At 70.8% G+C, this 16,587-nt stretch carries 13 protein-coding genes; 4 read left to right on the top strand and 9 right to left on the bottom strand.

The window, feature by feature from the left end:
* Positions 1–473: 473 nt before the first annotated feature.
* From AB0O34_RS32945 to AB0O34_RS32910, 8 genes are all read right to left on the bottom strand, one after another.
* Complete coding sequence (locus AB0O34_RS32945; protein ID WP_363922205.1) at positions 474–2,642, bottom strand: ATP-dependent RecD-like DNA helicase; 2,169 nt, start codon at positions 2,640–2,642, stop codon at positions 474–476.
* A 137-nt stretch (positions 2,643–2,779) separates the two neighbouring features.
* Complete coding sequence (locus AB0O34_RS32940; RefSeq protein ID WP_363922203.1) at positions 2,780–3,415, bottom strand: GPP34 family phosphoprotein; 636 nt, start codon at positions 3,413–3,415, stop codon at positions 2,780–2,782.
* Positions 3,416–3,913: 498 nt separating this feature from the next.
* Positions 3,914–4,630, bottom strand: coding sequence for a transaldolase family protein (locus AB0O34_RS32935; protein ID WP_363922201.1), 717 nt, complete (start codon positions 4,628–4,630; stop codon positions 3,914–3,916).
* 70 nt (positions 4,631–4,700) lie between these two features.
* A complete protein-coding gene (xylB, locus tag AB0O34_RS32930; RefSeq protein ID WP_363922199.1) occupies positions 4,701–6,155 on the bottom strand; it encodes a xylulokinase in 1,455 nt (484 codons plus the stop codon).
* A 2-nt stretch (positions 6,156–6,157) separates the two neighbouring features.
* Positions 6,158–6,841: an SIS domain-containing protein gene (locus AB0O34_RS32925; protein WP_363922197.1), complete on the bottom strand. Its 684-nt coding sequence runs from the start codon at positions 6,839–6,841 to the stop codon at positions 6,158–6,160.
* Positions 6,842–6,888: 47 nt separating this feature from the next.
* A complete protein-coding gene (locus AB0O34_RS32920) occupies positions 6,889–8,502 on the bottom strand; it encodes a sugar ABC transporter ATP-binding protein (RefSeq protein ID WP_363922195.1) in 1,614 nt (537 codons plus the stop codon).
* A complete protein-coding gene (locus tag AB0O34_RS32915) occupies positions 8,503–9,504 on the bottom strand; it encodes a substrate-binding domain-containing protein (RefSeq protein ID WP_363922193.1) in 1,002 nt (333 codons plus the stop codon).
* Positions 9,505–9,510: 6 nt separating this feature from the next.
* Positions 9,511–10,560, bottom strand: a complete 1,050-nt coding sequence (locus tag AB0O34_RS32910) for an ABC transporter permease (protein ID WP_363922191.1) — start codon at positions 10,558–10,560, stop codon at positions 9,511–9,513.
* Positions 10,561–10,669: 109 nt separating this feature from the next.
* Between AB0O34_RS32910 and AB0O34_RS32905 the strand changes: the two genes are divergently transcribed.
* On the top strand, positions 10,670–11,659 hold the full coding sequence (locus tag AB0O34_RS32905) for a sugar-binding domain-containing protein (protein WP_363922189.1): 990 nt from the start codon (positions 10,670–10,672) through the stop codon (positions 11,657–11,659).
* Complete coding sequence (locus AB0O34_RS32900; protein WP_363922187.1) at positions 11,652–12,323, top strand: hypothetical protein; 672 nt, start codon at positions 11,652–11,654, stop codon at positions 12,321–12,323. The genes AB0O34_RS32905 and AB0O34_RS32900 overlap by 8 nt, the downstream gene beginning before the upstream one ends.
* Before the next feature lie 121 nt (positions 12,324–12,444).
* Here the strand turns inward: AB0O34_RS32900 and AB0O34_RS32895 are convergent, their stop codons facing one another.
* Positions 12,445–13,140 carry a nitroreductase family protein gene (locus AB0O34_RS32895; protein ID WP_363922185.1) on the bottom strand — a complete coding sequence of 232 codons (696 nt, stop codon included), beginning with the start codon at positions 13,138–13,140 and terminating at the stop codon, positions 12,445–12,447.
* A gap of 724 nt (positions 13,141–13,864) precedes the next feature.
* Here AB0O34_RS32895 and AB0O34_RS32890 point away from each other — a divergent pair.
* Both AB0O34_RS32890 and AB0O34_RS32885 read left to right on the top strand, forming a co-directional pair.
* Complete coding sequence (locus AB0O34_RS32890; protein WP_363922183.1) at positions 13,865–15,214, top strand: DUF1996 domain-containing protein; 1,350 nt, start codon at positions 13,865–13,867, stop codon at positions 15,212–15,214.
* Positions 15,215–15,436: 222 nt separating this feature from the next.
* On the top strand, positions 15,437–16,555 hold the full coding sequence (locus AB0O34_RS32885) for an MBL fold metallo-hydrolase (protein ID WP_363922181.1): 1,119 nt from the start codon (positions 15,437–15,439) through the stop codon (positions 16,553–16,555).
* The last annotated feature ends 32 nt before the right edge of the window (positions 16,556–16,587 follow it).

Here is a 16,587-nt window from a genome sequence, read left to right as displayed (position 1 = left end):
CCGGACACCACCGAAGTCATGAACCTCCGACGCGAGACGGCCACGTGAACTCCTTCGGGTAAGAGCGACTGTTCGTGCACGCCGCGCCCGCTGGAGGTGGTGTCGGTCAGAGCCCGGACGCTCGATCGGCGGTCGTCGCTGATCACGGCCTGAGCCGGGCAGGCCGGACGGCGATGAGCACGCGCCGCGTCACCAGGAAGAGCTCCACGGCCCTTTCCCTGCGGATCGGGCTCTATCTCGACAGAACGCCACCAGTAGACACGCAGCGGTGAATGTCATCGCCGAATTAACATCGGACCGCTTGCGAGCATCCTGACAGGATCTGACATGTGAACGCAATACTTGAATAATGCGGCGGAAACGTCGCGATGCTCCGTCGGAGAGAACACGCAGCTCAGCGCCCCGAAATGGATCGGTCTAGGGGAAAGGGGGATCATTCGCTCCCGAGGGGCGAACCAAAGACATCGGATCTCTCAGGCGCCGGCCATGCCCAGGGCGAGCCGGGAGGCCAGCCCGGTGTTCCTGCGGTAGCCGAGCTGGCGCACCGCCATCTCCAGCGCCTCGCGCTGGCCGACGAGGACCACCCAGGACCTCGCCCTGGTGACCAGCGTGTAGAGCAGCCTGCGGCGCAGCATGACGCCTCTGGCCTCGGCCACGATCGGCGCCACCACGAAGGGATACTCGCTGCCCTGGGCGCGGTGCACGCTGATCGCGTACGCGTGGGTCAGCTCGTCGAGCTCGTCGAAGGCGTACTCCACGCTCTCCCCGTCGTGGGTGCGGATCTCGACCAGCCGCTCCTGAGGGTTGACCGCCGTGACCGTGGCGGTCTCCCCGTTGAACACGCCCTTGTCGTAGTTGTTGCGGATCGGCATGACGCGGTCGCCCACCCTGAAGACCGACGGGCCCGACCAGTGCTCGGCCGCGCCCTCGCGCGGAGGGTTCAGCCGCTCCTGCAGCCTGCGGCCGAGCTCGGCGGCCCCTGTGGTGCCCTTGCGCATCGGGCACAGCACCTGGACCTGGTCGCTGCCGATGTTCTGCTTGCGGGGGATCGCCACTGTGGCCAGGTGGACCACCCGCTCGGCCACCCGGTCGGGATCGTCGAGCTCCTCGAACCAGAAGCCGCCCCGGCCCGGTAGCGCGGGCAGCTCGCCCGCCCGGATCCGGTGGGCGGCCTGCACGATGCCGCTGTCCTTCGCCTGCCGGAAGACGCGGGTCAGCCGGACGCGCGGGACCTCCCGCACGCGCAGCAGGTCGGCCAGCACGCTTCCGGGGCCGATGCTCGGGAGCTGGTCGCCGTCGCCGACGAGCAGCAGGTGGCTGCCCGCCGGGATCGCGGCCGTCAGCCGGGTGGCCAGCTGCAGGTCGAGCATCGACGCCTCGTCGACCACGATGAGATCGGCCTCGGCGGGGGAGTGCTGGAACAGCGTGCCCTCCTCCCGCTCGGGCTGCTGGGCGAGCAGCCGGTGCACGGTCATCGCGGGCAGGCCCGTCAGCTCCGACAGGCGCTTGGCCGCCTTGCCCGTCGGCGCGGTGAGCGTCACCGTGCCGCCCATCGCCCGCACGGTCGCCGCGACCACCCGCAGCGTGTGGCTCTTGCCGCAGCCCGGACCGCCGGTGAGGACGGAAAGGGTGCTGGTCAGGGCGAGGTTCACGGCGATCCGCTGGTCCTCGTCGAGCCCTTCGTCCTCGGTGAACGGGCGTTGCGGCAGCGTCGAGCGCGCTCGCCACAGCCGGGTCAGGTGCGCCGCCAGCGCGACCTCGCGGCTGTGCTGCTCCTTGGAGTACACCACCACCTGGCCCGGGTCGGCCGGCGACGCCTCGGCGACGACCCGGCGCTCGGCGACCAGCGCGTCGACGGCCCGGCGGATCGGCTCATCGTCCTGCTCGACCAGGCTCGCCGCCTGGGCGACGAGAACGGGCAGCGGCAGGAAACAGTGTCCGTCGCGGGCTGCCGCCGCCTCCAGCCTGTCGAGAACCGCCGCCTTGATGCGCCGCGGGCTGTTCTCCGGCACCCCCGATCGCAGCGCGATGCGGTCGGCGGTGTGGAAGGCGATGCCCCTGACCTGGCCGATCAGCCGGTACGGGTCGGAGACGAGGACGTCGTTGGAGTCGTTCCCGTACACCTGGTAGATCTTGGCCGCGAGCAGCGGGCTGATCCCGAAGCCCTGCAGGACGACCATCAGCGAGGCGACCGCCTTCTGCTCCGCCCATGCCTGGATGATCTGCGCCTGCCGCGCGGCGCCGATGTTGACGACCTCCGTGAGGCGCTCGGGCTCGGTGTCGATGACGGTGAGCGTCTCCTGGCCGAAATGGCTGACGATGGCGTGGGCGAGCCTCGGCCCGATGCCGCGGATCAGGCCCGAGCCGAGGTAGAGCCTGATGGCGCGCACGGTCGAGGGGACCACCCGCTCGCACCGCGTGACCACCAGGCGGCCGCCGTGGCGCGGGTGCTCCTCCCAGTCGCCGGAGAGACGCAACGTCTCGCCCGGCTGCACCCCGGCGAGCGCGCGGCCCGAGGCGACGAACCCGCTCAGCCCCTCGGCGCTCATGCGCGCGACCGTGTACTCGTCGTCGCGGACGAACACCAGCTGCTCGACGGACGCTTCCACATCGGTCAGGCACGGCTTCGCGAGCACGGTCACCGTATGCTCCCCGGCGTCATGTGCGGCATCTCACCGCAGGACCCTAGCGCGTGCCTGCGACAGTCCCGGAGGTCAGTGGCCGGCGGCCACCACTTCGGCCGGCCGTCCGGAAGTGGCGGAACTTCCTGGGAGGGGGTTCACCGCCGGCTGATGACCGAGTCGCCGACAGCGGCCTCGGTCTGTGCGACCAGTTCCCGCAGGGGCAGCGGAAGGGCGGACAGCGAGCTGGACAGGTACGCGGGGTTCTGTTCCCACAGGACGAGCCGGCCACCACCGGTCGCGGCGAGCAGTCCGAGCAGGACGCCGTCCTGAGGGTCGAGGGGCTGCCGGCGCCTGATCGCCAGGTTGAGGCGCCCGAGTGGCCACGCCGCCGTGTTCGCGTCGACCGGCGCTCGCCTCCGCACCAGGCGCCCGCTGGGCGGGCGCAGCAGCCCAGCGGTGGTCATCCGGGCCGCCACGCCGGCATATGCCGTACGCGCGAAGAACTGCAGCCAGATGCGGAACCGATGCGAGGGCTCGGCGACGATGTGGTCAAGGGCGCTCTGGGTGAGCGCGTCGCCGGTCGGCGCCGTGCCGAGGGGGGCGAGCCGTACCTGTCCCGCGGCCAGGCCTACGGTGACGCGCCCGGCCAGCATGAGCTCGCCCACGACGGCGGCGGCCAGCGCGAGCCCGGTCAGCCGGGGAGCCAGCCGCATTCGACCGGTTATGTCGTCATGCATGACAAAGAACAGGTCGTCGGCCAGTCGCAGGCCTGAGTGATCGACTTCAGCCACGAATGGCGATCGTATAACTGAATTATTGAATCTGTCATGAGTTGAATAAAGTTCTGGTCCGGATGAGACTCATGAGAATTCGGCGGGCCGGTCGCCGAGGCGGCGGGGCGGTGTGCCACCTGGTGGAGCGCGGCCTGCGGGCCCGACAATTCGGCCGGCCCCAAACCCGCTGTTCGCACGCCTGATAGATGGCCCGCCACCTGTCCGCCAATCCGTCGATCGGCGAGCGGGAATGCGGAACTCGCGGAATACGGAGCTCGACTCCGACGGCCCGGCACTGTGAAAGCATTAAGAGCCGGTAACGAATTGAACTCAACTGTTCTCGGCGAACTGAACCGAGGGTCCTAAGGCCCACGCATGCTATAAAGGGCGACGCTCCCGCTGAAGGGTGTACAGCGGGAGGTTCCCACCGGCACGGAATTCACCGGATCAATGCGGGGGCGCGGGACTGGCGGCGCGCCGCCCAGGTTCGCCGCCCCGAGACCGTCGCCCCGGGCGTCAGTTCTGGCGCGCCGCGATGGCCTCGAACTGGTCGGCGGCGGCGATGGTGGGCTCGTCGGCCAGCAGTGCTTCGCACAGCGGGGCGCTCAGGGCGAAGTCGGGCACGCCCGCGGCGGCCAGCGCCGCGACGTCCTCCCGGGAGCGCAGGCTCGCCGCGAGCACCCGCGTCCCCTCCCCGGGCAGCAACCGTGCGCCGGGTACGGAAACCTCTCGCGAGCCGGGTCCGGACGGCACCCGCGTGGCCGACCCGGACAGGATCCGATGCATCTGGATCGTCTCGGCCACGCCGTCGCGGCCCTGGTCGGTCATCCGGCCGACGTACGGGGCGATGAAACGAGCCCCGGCGGCGTCCGCGAGCAGCGCCTGCGTCGCGTGGTGCACGGCGGTGACCAGAACGGGCACGTCCTCCTCCGCGAGGACACGCGCGGCGGCCAGTCCCTCCCGCGTGGCGGGGATCTTCACGATCGCCTCAGGTCCGAGATCCCGGATCCACCTGCCCGCCGCGAGGATCTCCCCGGCGGTCGTGCCCAGCGTCTGCATGAAGACGTGCCGCGCTCCCGCGGCCGTCGCCCAGGCGAAGACGGCGGGAAGATCGGCCTGGGTCAGCCCGGCGCGCGCGAGCAGCGCCGGATTGGTGGTGACACCGGCGAAAAGGCCGGTGGCCAGCAGGGGTTCGACGACCGAGCGCTCCGCGGAGTCGACGTAGAGGGTCATGGGTCCATTCCTTTGCGCGGATCTGTGAGGGCGGCGAGGCACGAATCGGACGGGATGCGGGGTTCTGCGGTCAGCGGACGCGCGACGCGAGCAGCAGGTAGCGGTCCATCAGCGCGGCCGAGCCGCCGGGCCGGGGGTTCACGATGGCCGCAGGAGGCGGGCACCACGCGTCGCGTACGTCCGTGACGCCGGAGCCGGAGAGCACCGCGGCCGCCTGGACGCAGGCGCCCCGGGCGCTCGCCTCGGGCGCGTCCCGCGTGATCACCGGGCGGCCGAGCACGTCCGCGAGCACTTGCCTGTAGGCGAGGGATCGCGAGCCTCCGCCCGCGGCCACGACCTCGCCCGGGGTCGGCACGCCCGCGGCGTTGATGGCCCGGTGCCCGCGCACCAGCCCGAAGATCACGCTCTCGAACACGCTGAGCGCCAGGCCCTCACGCGTCGAGGCGGTCGTCAGGCCCGCCATCACCCCCTGGGCGTTCGGCAGGTCGGGGCTGCGTTCCCCGTCCAGGTAGGCGACCAGCGTCGGCCGTGCCTCCGCGGGGTCGGCGGCCAGCGCGAGGTCGCCCAGCGTCCCGACGTCGACGCCCAGCAGGCGGGCGAAGGTGTCGGTGACCTTGGTGGAGTTGAGCGTGCACACCAGCGGCAGGTAGCCCCCGGTGGCGTCCGCGACGCCGTCCACCCAGCCGGTGAGGTCGAAGACCGGGTCGGCGCTCACCGACAGCACCACCCCGGAGGTGCCGAGGCTGTAGGCGACGTCGCCGGTCCGGAGGCCGAGACCGACGGCGCCGAGATGCTGGTCGCCGCCGCCCGGGCCGACCAGCACCCCCGGCCGCAGCCCGAGCTCCGCCGCGACCTCGGGCGGCACGCGGCCCGCCGGCTCGGTGGGGCCGAGCACCCGGGGAACCGCCGCGTCCCAGTCGACGTCCGGCGAGACCAGCTCGGTGAGCAGGTCGGTACGCCACCGATTCTCGAACGCCGCGTAGTAGCCGGTCCCAGAGGCGTCGGATCGGTCGGTGACGCGCTCGCCGGACAGCCGGTACGTCAGCCAGTCGTGCGGCACCAGCACGGTGGCGAGGCGCCGCAGGTTGCCGGGCTCGTGCTCGGCCAGCCAGGCCAGCTTGGTGACGGTCAGCGCGGCGGTCGGGGTCAGGCCGGTCGCGCGCACCCAGTTCCCGGCCCCGTAGCGCGCCACCAGGGCGGCCGCCTGCGGCGCGGACGTGGTGTCGTTCCACAGCTTGGCCGGTCGCAGCACCTGGCCGGCGGCGTCCAGGGCCACGAGGCCGTGGCACTGGGCGGTGACGCTGATGGCGCCGATGGAGTCCGGGCGTACGCCCGCGTCCCGGCAGGCGAGATCGAGCGCGGTGGCCAGGGCGCGCCACCAGACGGCGGGATCGTGCTCGCTGAGCGGCGGGTGCGTCACGGGGTGCGGGGCCCGGCCGGTCCCCAGCAGCGCGCCGTCTTCGGCGTCGCGGAGCTCCACGGTGCAGGACTGCGTCGAGCTGTCGACGCCTGCGACGATGGGCATGGTCAGACCGTGCCCCTCGGAACGTCCCTCGCGACCCCGGCCGCCTCGGCATGCCCGTCGAAGGTCAGCGCGGGCAGCGGCTCGGGGGCGTCGCCGATCTGCCCCACGGCCCCCGACGGGTGGCTGTGCAGCACCTGCTCCCATCCGTAGCCGCGCAGCCTCATCAGCACGTACGCGAGCGCGTCGCCCCACACGGCGGTGACGAGCGTCGAGCCCATGGCGATCACCTCGCCTGGGTCGACGCCGGGCGGGCTCTCCAGCTTGACCACCAGGTCCGCGCGGTTCCCCAGTTCGGAGTCGGTGACCGCGGTGAGGGCGATCACCTGGGCGCCGCGCTCCCGTACGCGCTCGGTGAGGTCGTTGATCTCACGGGACTCGCCGCCCCGCGAGATCGCGATCAGGATGTCGCCCGCGGTGACGGCTCCCATCGTGCCGTGCAGGGCGTCGGCGGCGTGGATGAACAGCGCCGGGGTGCCGCAGACGGACAGCAGGTGGGCCATGCGCCGTGCGACCGCCCCGGAGGTCCCGGCCCCCGTGACGAACACCTTGCCCTCGCAGTCGTAGAGCAGGCGGGCCGCCTCCACGAAGCTGTCGTCCAACTGGTCGGCGACGGACAGCACGCCGCCCGCTTCCCGCCGTACGGCTTCGCGGCCCTCGGACAGCACATCATTCGCAGCGGCGGCCATCTCGGTTCTCTGTTGCCTTTCTTGGGAGGCGGGTACGGGGCGGGGGCTCATGCGGCCCCCCACGCGACCTGCCGGAGTTTGACCAGCGAGAGCTCGGAGGCGAGCTGGGTGCCGCCGTCGCACCGCCCGTGCGAGAACGTCACCACGTCATCGGACACGTCGAGGATCTCCTCCTCCTCGCTCGACACGACCACGACGGTCATGCCCTGCTCGGAGGCGAGGCGGCGGAGCAGGCGGTGGATCTCGGTCTTCACGCCGATGTCCACGCCCTTGGTCGGTTCGTCCAGCAGCAGCAGCCGGGGCTCCTGCGCCAGGGCACGCGCCAGGAGGACCTTCTGCTGGTTGCCGCCGGACAGGCTGACGACCGGGGCGTTCCGGTCGCCGCGCACGTGCAGCTGGTCCATGAAGCGAGTGGCGCTCCTCGCCATGGCGCGGCGGTCCAGCACTCCGTACCTGGAGAACCCGTGCAGCACGGGCAGGACGACGTTCGTGCCGGAGTCCAATCCGGGCACGATCCCGTCGACCTTGCGCTCCTCGGTGAGGTAGACGACGCCGGCCCGCCGCGCGTGGGAGGGGTTGCGCGGCCAGTACGGCTCGCCGAACAGCTCCAGCCGCCCGGCGTCGATCCTTTCGAGCCCGACCAGGGCGCGCAGGAACTCCGTGCGCCCCGATCCGATCAGGCCGTAGACGCCGAGGACCCGCCCCGGATAGGCGTCGAGGGAGACGTCGGTGAGGCCGGGCGCACGCAGGCCGCGCACCCGCAGGCTCGGCGTGGCCCCGTCGGGCAGGGCCGAGACGGGACGCCGGCCCTGGGGGCGCCCCGCCGCGAGGTCGCCCAGTTCCTCCACCGGGAGCTGGTCGTACTGCCCGGCCTCGGCGAGGTGCACGGCGGCCTCCTCACCGGCGATCGCCCGGATGACGTCCGCCCGGTCGACCTGCTCGACCGGCCCGGCGATCCTGACCTCACCGTCGACCAGGGCCACGACCGAGTCGGCCACGGCGTACAGCTCGTCGAGCTTGTGGTCGACGAGCAGCACGCCGAGCCCGGACTCCCTGGTCAAGGATCTGATCAGTTCGAGCAGGCGGTCGACCTGCTCGCCCTCCAGGCTCGTCGTCGGCTCGTCCAGGAGCAGGAAGCGGGTGTCGCGCTCGGTGGCGACCGCGATCTCCAGGAGCTGGCGGGTGGCCACCGGGTAGTGGCCAAGCGGCCGGTCGACGTCGACACTCAGGCCGAAACGGCCGACCAGGTCGCGCGCCGCCCGGCGCATGGCTTCGCCGTCGAGCGTCCCCGCGCCCCGCCGCCGCTCGCGGCCCAGGAACACGTTCTGGGTGATCGTGAGGTTGGGCAGGAGCGACAGCTCCTGGTAGACGGTCGAGATGCCGGCCTTCAGGGCGACCGCGGGGCCGGTCAGCTGCAACCGGCCGCCGTTGACGCTGATGGTCCCCTCGTCCGGCCTGATCGCTCCGGACAGGGTCCTGAGCAGGGTGGACTTGCCGGCGCCGTTGTGCCCGACCAGCCCGACGACCTCGCCGGGCCGAACGGTGACGGTCACGCCGGAGAGCACGGGGACACCGGCGTACCGCTTGACGATCCCCTCGGCCTGCAGGCCCTCCCCTGGCCCGGGAGGCGCCCCTCCGGCCGTCGCCGTCGGCCCGTTCATTCAGCCCACCTCGCCCGGCGCGGGCGTCTGGCCCTTGGTGTAGAGCTTGAGCGGGCGGAGGATCTGGGCATCGGGCTTGGCGCCGCCCAGCCAGGCGGAGATCTGCTCGATCACGCGCTTGCCGTAGTCCTCGGGCTCCTGTGCCACGCACGCGGGGTACTGGTCGGTCAGCGGCTCGTCGGCCGCGCAGAAGCCGTAGACCTTGACGTTCTTGCCGCCGCTCTTGATGGCCTGGAGCGCTCCATAGGAGGCGGGGCCGGTGCTGGTGAACAGGACGTTCACGCCGGGGTTGCCCTGGAGGAGCTCGGTGGTGGCGGCGAGGCTGTCGTCGGGCTTGACGTTGCCGTCCACTTTGGCCACGACCTTGGCCTTGGCGTCCGCGGCGATGGTGTCCTCGAAGCCCTTGTCACGGGCGACGACCGGGCCCTCGTCGGGCTCGGTGATGAAACCGATCTTGAGGTCGGCGTCGGCGCCGAGGTCCTTGAGCACCTGCTCGGCCACCTGCTTGCCGCCCGCGGCGTTGTCGGCGCCGAGGTACTGGACGATGCTGCCGCCCTGGGCCTTGAGCGCGGCGTCGTCGACGGTGACGTTCACGATGAACACGGGCACGCCCGCGTCGTTGGCCAGCTTCACGATCGCCGCGGCGGGCTCGGACTTCACGGGGTTGAGCGCGAGCGCGCACGGCTTCTTCTGCAGCATCGCCTGGACCTGGGCGAGCTGGGCCGCGTCGTCGTCGTTGGCGATCTGGACCTCGGTCTTGAAGCCCGCCGCCTGGCCCGCCGACTCGAAGCCCTTCTTCATGGCCACGTAGTAGGGGTTGGTGAGGTTGGGGAGCGCGACCGCCACGTACTTGGAGCCCGCGGAGCACGCCTCGGGCCGGGGGATGCCGCCCTCGGTCTTGCCGGCGCCGGCCTGGGCGCCGGTGTCGACCCCGGTGCTACAGCCGGCGAGGGTCAGCGCGGCGAGCGCCGCGCCGGCGGCCAGCGAAAAACGTCGATGCATGGGGAATTACCTCCGGTTTTCGAGAGAAACAGCGCCTTCGCCCGGCGAGAGGGATTCGAGCGGTTCACGCGCTGTCGGACCTGGAGGACCGGAACGGCTGAACAGCCGGGAGAAGTCTGAGAGTGAGAGCCTGCGACGGTAGGTGTCGAGGCTGACGCCGAGCAGGATGATGACGCCGATGACGAGCGGCTGCCAGAAGCTGTCGACGCCGATGACGTTCATGCCGTTGGACACGGTCGCGATCAGCACCGCGCCGAGGAAGGCGCCGGGGATGGAGCCGATGCCGCCGAACAGGCTGACGCCGCCGACGACGGCCGCCGCGATGGAGAAGAACAGCTCGTTGCCCGAACCGGCGGTGGGGTAGCCGACCATAAGCCTGCTGGTGGTGATGAGCCCGCCGAACGCCGCGCACAGGCCGCTCACCGCGTAGACCAGCATGGTGGTGCGCCCGATCCCGATCCCGGCGAGTCGGCTGGTGTCGGCGTTGCCGCCGACGGCGTAGATGTGCACGCCCGTGGCAGTCCTGCGCAGGAAGAAGGTCAGGACGCAGGCGGCGACGATGACCAGCACGACCGGCATCGGGATGCCCAGCAGGGCGCCGCGGCCGATGACGGCGAACATCGGGTCGGTGACCGACACCGACTTCGCCCCGGTCATGATCTGCGGGATGCTCGCGGCGATCCCGAAGGTGGAGAAGGTGACGATGAACGGCGGAAGCTTCAGGTAGTGGATGACCGCGCCGTTGAAGAGGCCGACCGCGATTCCTGCGACAATGGCCACCAGCGCGGCGATCGGCCACCCGGCCCCTGCCTTCATGACGACCGCCGCCAGCATGCCCGTCATGGCGACGTTCGACCCCGTGGACAGGTCGATGCCGCCTGTCAGGAGCACGAAGGTCTGCCCCAGGGCGAGGAAGGCGATGACCGCGCCGTTGAGTAGCAGGATCTGCAGGTTGTCGACGGTCCGGAAGTTCCCGGACAGCAGGCTCATGACAAGGGCGACCAGGATCAGGATTCCGAAGATCCCGACCTCGTCCGGCATACGGCGTGATCTCACAACTGCCCCTCCCGGGCTTCGCTCATATGAGCGCCATAGACGCTCATACGTGTACTATAGGGTCCGTAAAGTTCGCTAACAAGCGCACGTGGTCGCAGTGAGGTAACGAATGAGCAATTTCAGCGCTCATATGAGCGCCATTGCCAAGGTGACACCCGCCGAACGAAGGCTCATGGCGACCGTCGCGAGACGCTTCTACATTGATGACGTCTCGAAGGTGGAGATCGCCAAAGAGCTCGGGCTCTCGCGATTCAAGATCGCCCGGCTCCTCGAGCAGGCGAAGAGCACCGGTATTGTGACCATCACTCTAAGGGACGCCGGATGTGTCGACGACGTCATGTCCGCGCAGCTCAGTACGCATATGAGGCTCCGTGAGGCGATCGTCGTCGAGACCCTCGGAACCGACGTCCAGGTGCGCGACCAGGTCGGGGCCGCCGCCGCGACCCTGCTCACCGAGACCCTCCACGCCGGCGACGTCCTCGGCCTCGCATGGGGCAGGACCCTCACCGCGATGACCGAGGGCCTCACCTCGCTGCCGCCCGTCTCGGTCGTCCAGCTCACCGGGGCCGTCGGCTCCGACCTCGCCGAGTCACCCGTCGAGGTCGTGCGCAAGGCCTCGCTCAGCGCCGGCGGCAAGGCGCACCCGATCTTCGCGCCGCTCGTCGTGGAGGACGCGGCGACCGCGGCGGCCCTCCGGCGGCAGACCGACGTCGCCGCGGCCATGCGGCTGTTCGCCCGCGTGACCGTCGCCGTGGTCGCCGTCGGCTCGTGGAACCCGCCGATCTCTCAGCTCCGCGAGGTCATGTCCGAGGCCGACCGCGCGGAGCTCGCCACCAGGGGCGTGCAGGCCGAGGTCGCCGGCATCCTCATCGACCGCCACGGACGCCTGGTCGGGGAGGACTTCGCCGAGCGGTGCCTGTCCATCAGCGCCCAGGAGCTCCGGCGGGTGCCGCGCGTCATCGCGGTTGCCGCGGGTGCCGACAAGGCCCAGGCCGTGCTCGCCGTGGCCCGTTCGGGGCTGCTGTCCTCCCTGGTGACCGACCGCGCCCTCGCCGAGGCCGTGCTCAGCGAGCCCTACGACCACCCCGCCGGTGGCTGAGCGCATGCGGATCGCGGGCTCGCTCTGGTCGGTCCCCCCCGCCGCGCAGGCCGGTGAGGCGCACCGGCTCCGCGACGCCGGCCTGGAGGTGCTGCACTGGGACACCACCGACGGCCTCTTCGCCCGCGAGGGCGGGTTCACGGTCGAGACGGCCGCCGCGATGACCGCGGAGACCGGGATGCGCGCCGAGGCCCACCTCATGGTCACCGACCCGCTCGCCCGCCTCGACGCGTGGACCGGCTTCTGCGAACTCGTCATCGTCCACGCCGAGGCCGAGGGGTGGCGGGCCGCGCTCGACCGCATCGAACGACGCGGCTCCCGGCCTGCCCTGGCCCTGTCCCCGGGCACCCCGGCGACGTTCGTGCCCTCGCGCGAGCTGGCCGTTCTCACCATGTCGGTCGTTCCGGGGCAGGCCGGCGCGACGTTCGACGAGTCGGCACTCGCCACCGTGCGTTCCCTCCGGGAGGCCGCCCTGGGATCCCCCCGCCTGCTCGGGCTGGACGGTGGCGTCACCCGCGAGATCGGCCGCCGGGCCGTGGCGGTCGGCGCCGACTGGCTGGTCAGCGGCACCGACCTGTTCGGCTCCTCCTCGCCCCGAGCATGGCTCTCCGACGTGCGAGGCGCCCAGGCGCCGTCCCGAGGCTGCTCGTGTCCGAAGCCATAGCCGGGCCTCTCACCGGGCAGCTTCGCCGGCCGGATGCCCGGCCGGTGCGAGATGCCCGGCTGATCTGATGGACGACGTGCTCGAAGTGTCGGGTTCGACGGCGAAGGGCTTTCAACGGGGGTCAGATTTCCACCAGGACCTGGCTGAGCGACTTGCGTACGAGGTCCGGCACCTCGCAGTCCTCGGCCGGGTAACCGACGGGAATCACCGCGAACGGCTTCTCGTTCCGGGGTCTTCCCAGCACCTCGCACAGGAACCGCATGGGGCTCGGAGTGTGCACGAGCGCCGCGAGCCCCGAAAGGTGGAGCGCGCTGATCAGCATCCCCACCGCGATGCCGACGGATTCGTCCACGTAGTAATGCTTCCGGGTGGTTCCATCGGCCGCCAGATAGAAGCGCTGCTGGAACACGACGATAAGGTAGGGGGCGTCCGTCAGATGGGGTTTGTGGTCGTCGGTGCCCAGCGGGCGCAACGCGTTGAGCCATTCCTCGCCGAGCCGCCCGGCGTACGAGACCCGTTCCTCCTCCTCGGCCGCCTCACGGATCCGCCGCCGTATCTCGGAGTCTTTCACCAGTACGAAAGTCCAGGGCTGCTGGTGGGCGCCGGACGGGGCACTTGACGCCACCGCGATCGCGTCGCGGACGATCTGCTCGGGCACCACGTCGTCCGAGAAACGGCGGACCGACCGGCGCTCGTCCATCCGGCGGCGCAGATCGGCGGCCGTGGCCAGTCCTTCTGTCGCCGGTATGCGTCGGGGGCGGTAGGAGACCCCCCTGTACTCCTGCCCGTGGGCGGGCTCCCACGCGGGTGTCGACATGATTCGACAATGACAGAATCTTGCTTTCTGTCCACCCACCGCGACGGCCGACGTCCTCGGGTTCGAAGCTGCCCGCGAGGACAGCGCCCGCTCAGCTCTTGGTTGGCGCGATGTTGACCCTCGGAGCCCAGGTGCTTCATGCACGCGACACTGGATCTCGAGCGGCGGCCGGAGGTCGTCGCACCGATCCTGGCCGGCGAGGCGGATCTGGTCCTCAGCCCTGCGCGCGCCGGCGGGCTGACACACCTATGCCCGCCGCTCCGGCGAGGACGACTGGGGTGGGATGGCCTTCGTCTTGGCCTGGTGGATGGACGATGCCCATGGTCAACGGGCTTTTGGCGCTGTCTGTCGATATCGGGCCGGGCCGTATGGATGAGAGTGGGAGAGCGCTCTCCATGTTGAGATTGCCCGGAGAGATCGGGGATGTCAAGGCTCTTTCCTGCCCGACTCGAAAAAGTGCTGCTCAGTGCGCCGAAAGTTTCTCTCGGCCTGGTATATCCCCTGGAAGGCGCCCCCCTGGAGAGCGGGAGCCCCGATCGTCGCCCTCCCCGTCCGGCGGATGATCGTGGTCCATCCCGTTTCGGCGTTGTGAACAGGACGTTTCAGATTGGTGGAGCCGGGTGTCTTGACAACCATTGACATGGGCGGCCAATCTCGTTGGAGAGCGCTCTCCCACCCTGCCGTGCCCGTCGGCAGGACACCCCCCATCAGAAGGAGAGGCCCCGTGCATCCGTCTCGAAGTCCAGGCCGGTTCCGCCTGGGACTGGTCACCGCCACGCTGATCGCGCTGGTCGCGGCCGGCCTGGCGATCGTCGCCCCCGCCATGGCCGCGGACAACCTGCTGTCGCAGGGCAGGCCCGCGACGGCGTCCTCCGTCGAGGCAGGAGGAACCCCCGCCGGAGCTGCCTTCGACGGCCTCGCCACCACCCGCTGGGCCAGCGCGTACAGCGACCCGCAGTGGCTCCAGGTCGACCTCGGCGCCACGGCGACGGTCTCCCAGGTCGTGCTGAACTGGGAGGGCGCTTACGGCAAGGCCTTCAAGATCCAGACCTCCGCCAACGGCACCACGTGGACCGACATCTACTCGACCACCACCGGCACCGGCGGCAACCAGACCCTGAACGTGTCCGGCAGCGGCCGCTACGTCCGGATGTACGGCACCGCGCGCGGCACCGGATACGGCTACTCCCTCTGGGAGTTCAAGGTCTACGGCACGGGCGGCAGCGGCTCCACGCCGGTCCCCAGCCCGACGTTCACCGACCTGGTGACGCACCACGAGTTCCAGGCCAACTGCTCGTTCACCCAGAACCGGCCCGACGACCCGATCGTCTTCCCGGGCCTGCCCGGCGCCTCGCACATGCACACCTTCGTCGGCAACACGACGACCAACGCGAACAGCAACCTGGCGTCGCTCCTGGCGGGCGGCACGTCGTGCACCAACCCGCACGACAAGTCGGCCTACTGGTTCCCGAGCTTCTACAACGGCAACACGCTGGTCCAGCCGACGGGCCCGCAGGTCATCTACTACAAGTCCGGCATCCTGGAGTACTGGCGGGTGCAGAACTTCCCGCAGGGCCTGCGCTTTGTCGCCGGAAGCCCCAGCGCCACGCTGGACCAGTTCCGCACCTCGCCCGGCGCGGTCGAAGGCTTCGAGTGCGGGGACATCTCCAAGGTCTGGGACATCCCCACCTCCTGCCCGGCCGGCAGCCAGGTGAACGTCCGCTACCAGGCACCGAGCTGCTGGAACGGGGTCGACCTCGACAGCGCCGACCACAAGAGCCACATGGCGTACCCCGTCAACGGCTACTGCCCGGCCACCCACCCGGTGGCGGTGCCGATGCTCGAGTTCAAGATCGCGTTCCCGGCGAGCGGTGACCTGTCCCAGGCGCGGCTGGCCAGCGGTCGCGGTTACTCGTGGCACTACGACTTCTTCAACGCGTGGGACAACATGGCCATCCTCAACGCCCTGGTCACCCACTGCATCAACGGTGGACTCCAGTGCGACCCGCGCGGTTACGACCTGTACCACCCGAACCGCGGCGCCGCCCTCACGCCGAACTTCGAGCTCCCCTGACCATCCCTCCTGTTCGGCCCCGGCACGGCATGGCCGGGGCCGAACCCATGCCCCGGTCCCGGCTTCGTCCCCGGGCCTGAACCATGCCCCCGGTCTCGGCGGGCCGCTGCGAGTCCCGCATGGTCTCCTGCCCGCTGCTGAAGGAAAATACCCCAGGGCGGGAACACCGGCGGCACCGCGATCGGTTCGGCAGGGTAGAAGCTGATCTGGGGGTGTGAGCGGATGGCAGGAAGCCGAACGCTGAAGCGGGTTCTCACCGGCGGAGCCGTCGTGGCGGCGGGGTGGGCGTTGCACGACATTCCGGCGGAGCTGGGCGCGCGTCCACTGAAGTCGGGGGAGGAGCGGGCCGCCCGCATGCGGCGTTCGCCGCGGTTCAAGGACGGCGCCTTCCACAACCCCATGCCGGGCGATACGGGTGTGCCGTCAGGGCCTCCCCCCGACTTCGTCAGGGAGCTGCTCACCGGGCGTGACAAGCGCCGCCCGTCCGTCCCCGTGCCGCTGGGGGCGCCGTCGTGGGCGGTCCCCTCACCGGAGGGGCTGGGTGTGGTGTGGTTCGGTCACGCCTCGACGCTGGTCGAGATCGAGGGACGGCGCGTGCTGTTCGACCCGGTGTGGAGCAGGCGGGTCTCGCCTTCGCAGCTGGTGGGGCCCAAGCGGTTGCACCCGGTCCCTGTGGACCTCGGCGCGTTGCCCGCGGTCGACGCGATCGTGATCTCGCACGACCACTACGACCACCTCGACCTGGCGACGGTGCGCACGCTCACCCGCATCCAGTCGGCGCCGTTCCTCGTGCCGCTGGGCATCGGCGCGCACCTGGAGAAGTGGGGAGTGCCACCCGAACGCATCGTCGAGCTCGACTGGGAAGAGGAGGCGCAGGTCGCGGGCCTACGGTTCACCGCGACCGCGGCCAGGCACTTCTCGGGACGCACCCTGTCACGCAACGACACGCTGTGGGGCTCCTGGGCGGTCGCGGGCGCCGGGCGCAGGGTCTTCTACGCCGGCGACTCCGGTTACTTCGACGGTTACGCCCGCATCGGCGCCGACCACGGGCCGTTCGACCTGACGCTGATGCCGATCGGCGCGTACAGCCCGGCCTGGCCCGACATCCACATGAACCCGGAGGAGGCGGTCAACGCCCACATCGACCTCGGCGGCGAGCTGCTGCTGCCGGTGCACTGGGCCACGTTCACGCTCGCCCTGCATCCGTGGGCCGAGCCGGTCGACCGGCTGTGGCGGGAGGCCAAGGCGCGCGACGCCCGCATCGTGGTGCCACGGCCGGGCGAGCACGTCGACGTCGACGCGTCGCCCGCCGTGGACGGCTGGTGGGATAGCGTGGTCTGAGCCGTGCCGGGTGAGTCCTGGCCTGGCCGGAC

The sequence above is a fragment of the Sphaerisporangium sp. NPDC088356 genome, from assembly GCF_040685555.1.
In the GTDB taxonomy this organism is placed as follows: Bacteria; Actinomycetota; Actinomycetes; order Streptosporangiales; family Streptosporangiaceae; genus Sphaerisporangium.
This window is presented reverse-complemented; position numbering and strand designations above follow the sequence as displayed.

Coding starts and splice junctions, on each gene's coding strand:
- AB0O34_RS32925 (WP_363922197.1), bottom strand. CDS start 6,841: ATGGCCGCCGCTGCGAATGATGTGCTGTCCGAGGGCCGCGAAGCCGTA.
- xylB (WP_363922199.1), bottom strand. CDS start 6,155: ATGCCCATCGTCGCAGGCGTCGACAGCTCGACGCAGTCCTGCACCGTG.
- AB0O34_RS32935 (WP_363922201.1), bottom strand. CDS start 4,630: ATGACCCTCTACGTCGACTCCGCGGAGCGCTCGGTCGTCGAACCCCTG.
- AB0O34_RS32915 (WP_363922193.1), bottom strand. CDS start 9,504: ATGCATCGACGTTTTTCGCTGGCCGCCGGCGCGGCGCTCGCCGCGCTG.
- AB0O34_RS32895 (WP_363922185.1), bottom strand. CDS start 13,140: ATGTCGACACCCGCGTGGGAGCCCGCCCACGGGCAGGAGTACAGGGGG.
- AB0O34_RS32905 (WP_363922189.1), top strand. CDS start 10,670: ATGAGCAATTTCAGCGCTCATATGAGCGCCATTGCCAAGGTGACACCC.
- AB0O34_RS32885 (WP_363922181.1), top strand. CDS start 15,437: ATGGCAGGAAGCCGAACGCTGAAGCGGGTTCTCACCGGCGGAGCCGTC.
- AB0O34_RS32920 (WP_363922195.1), bottom strand. CDS start 8,502: ATGAACGGGCCGACGGCGACGGCCGGAGGGGCGCCTCCCGGGCCAGGG.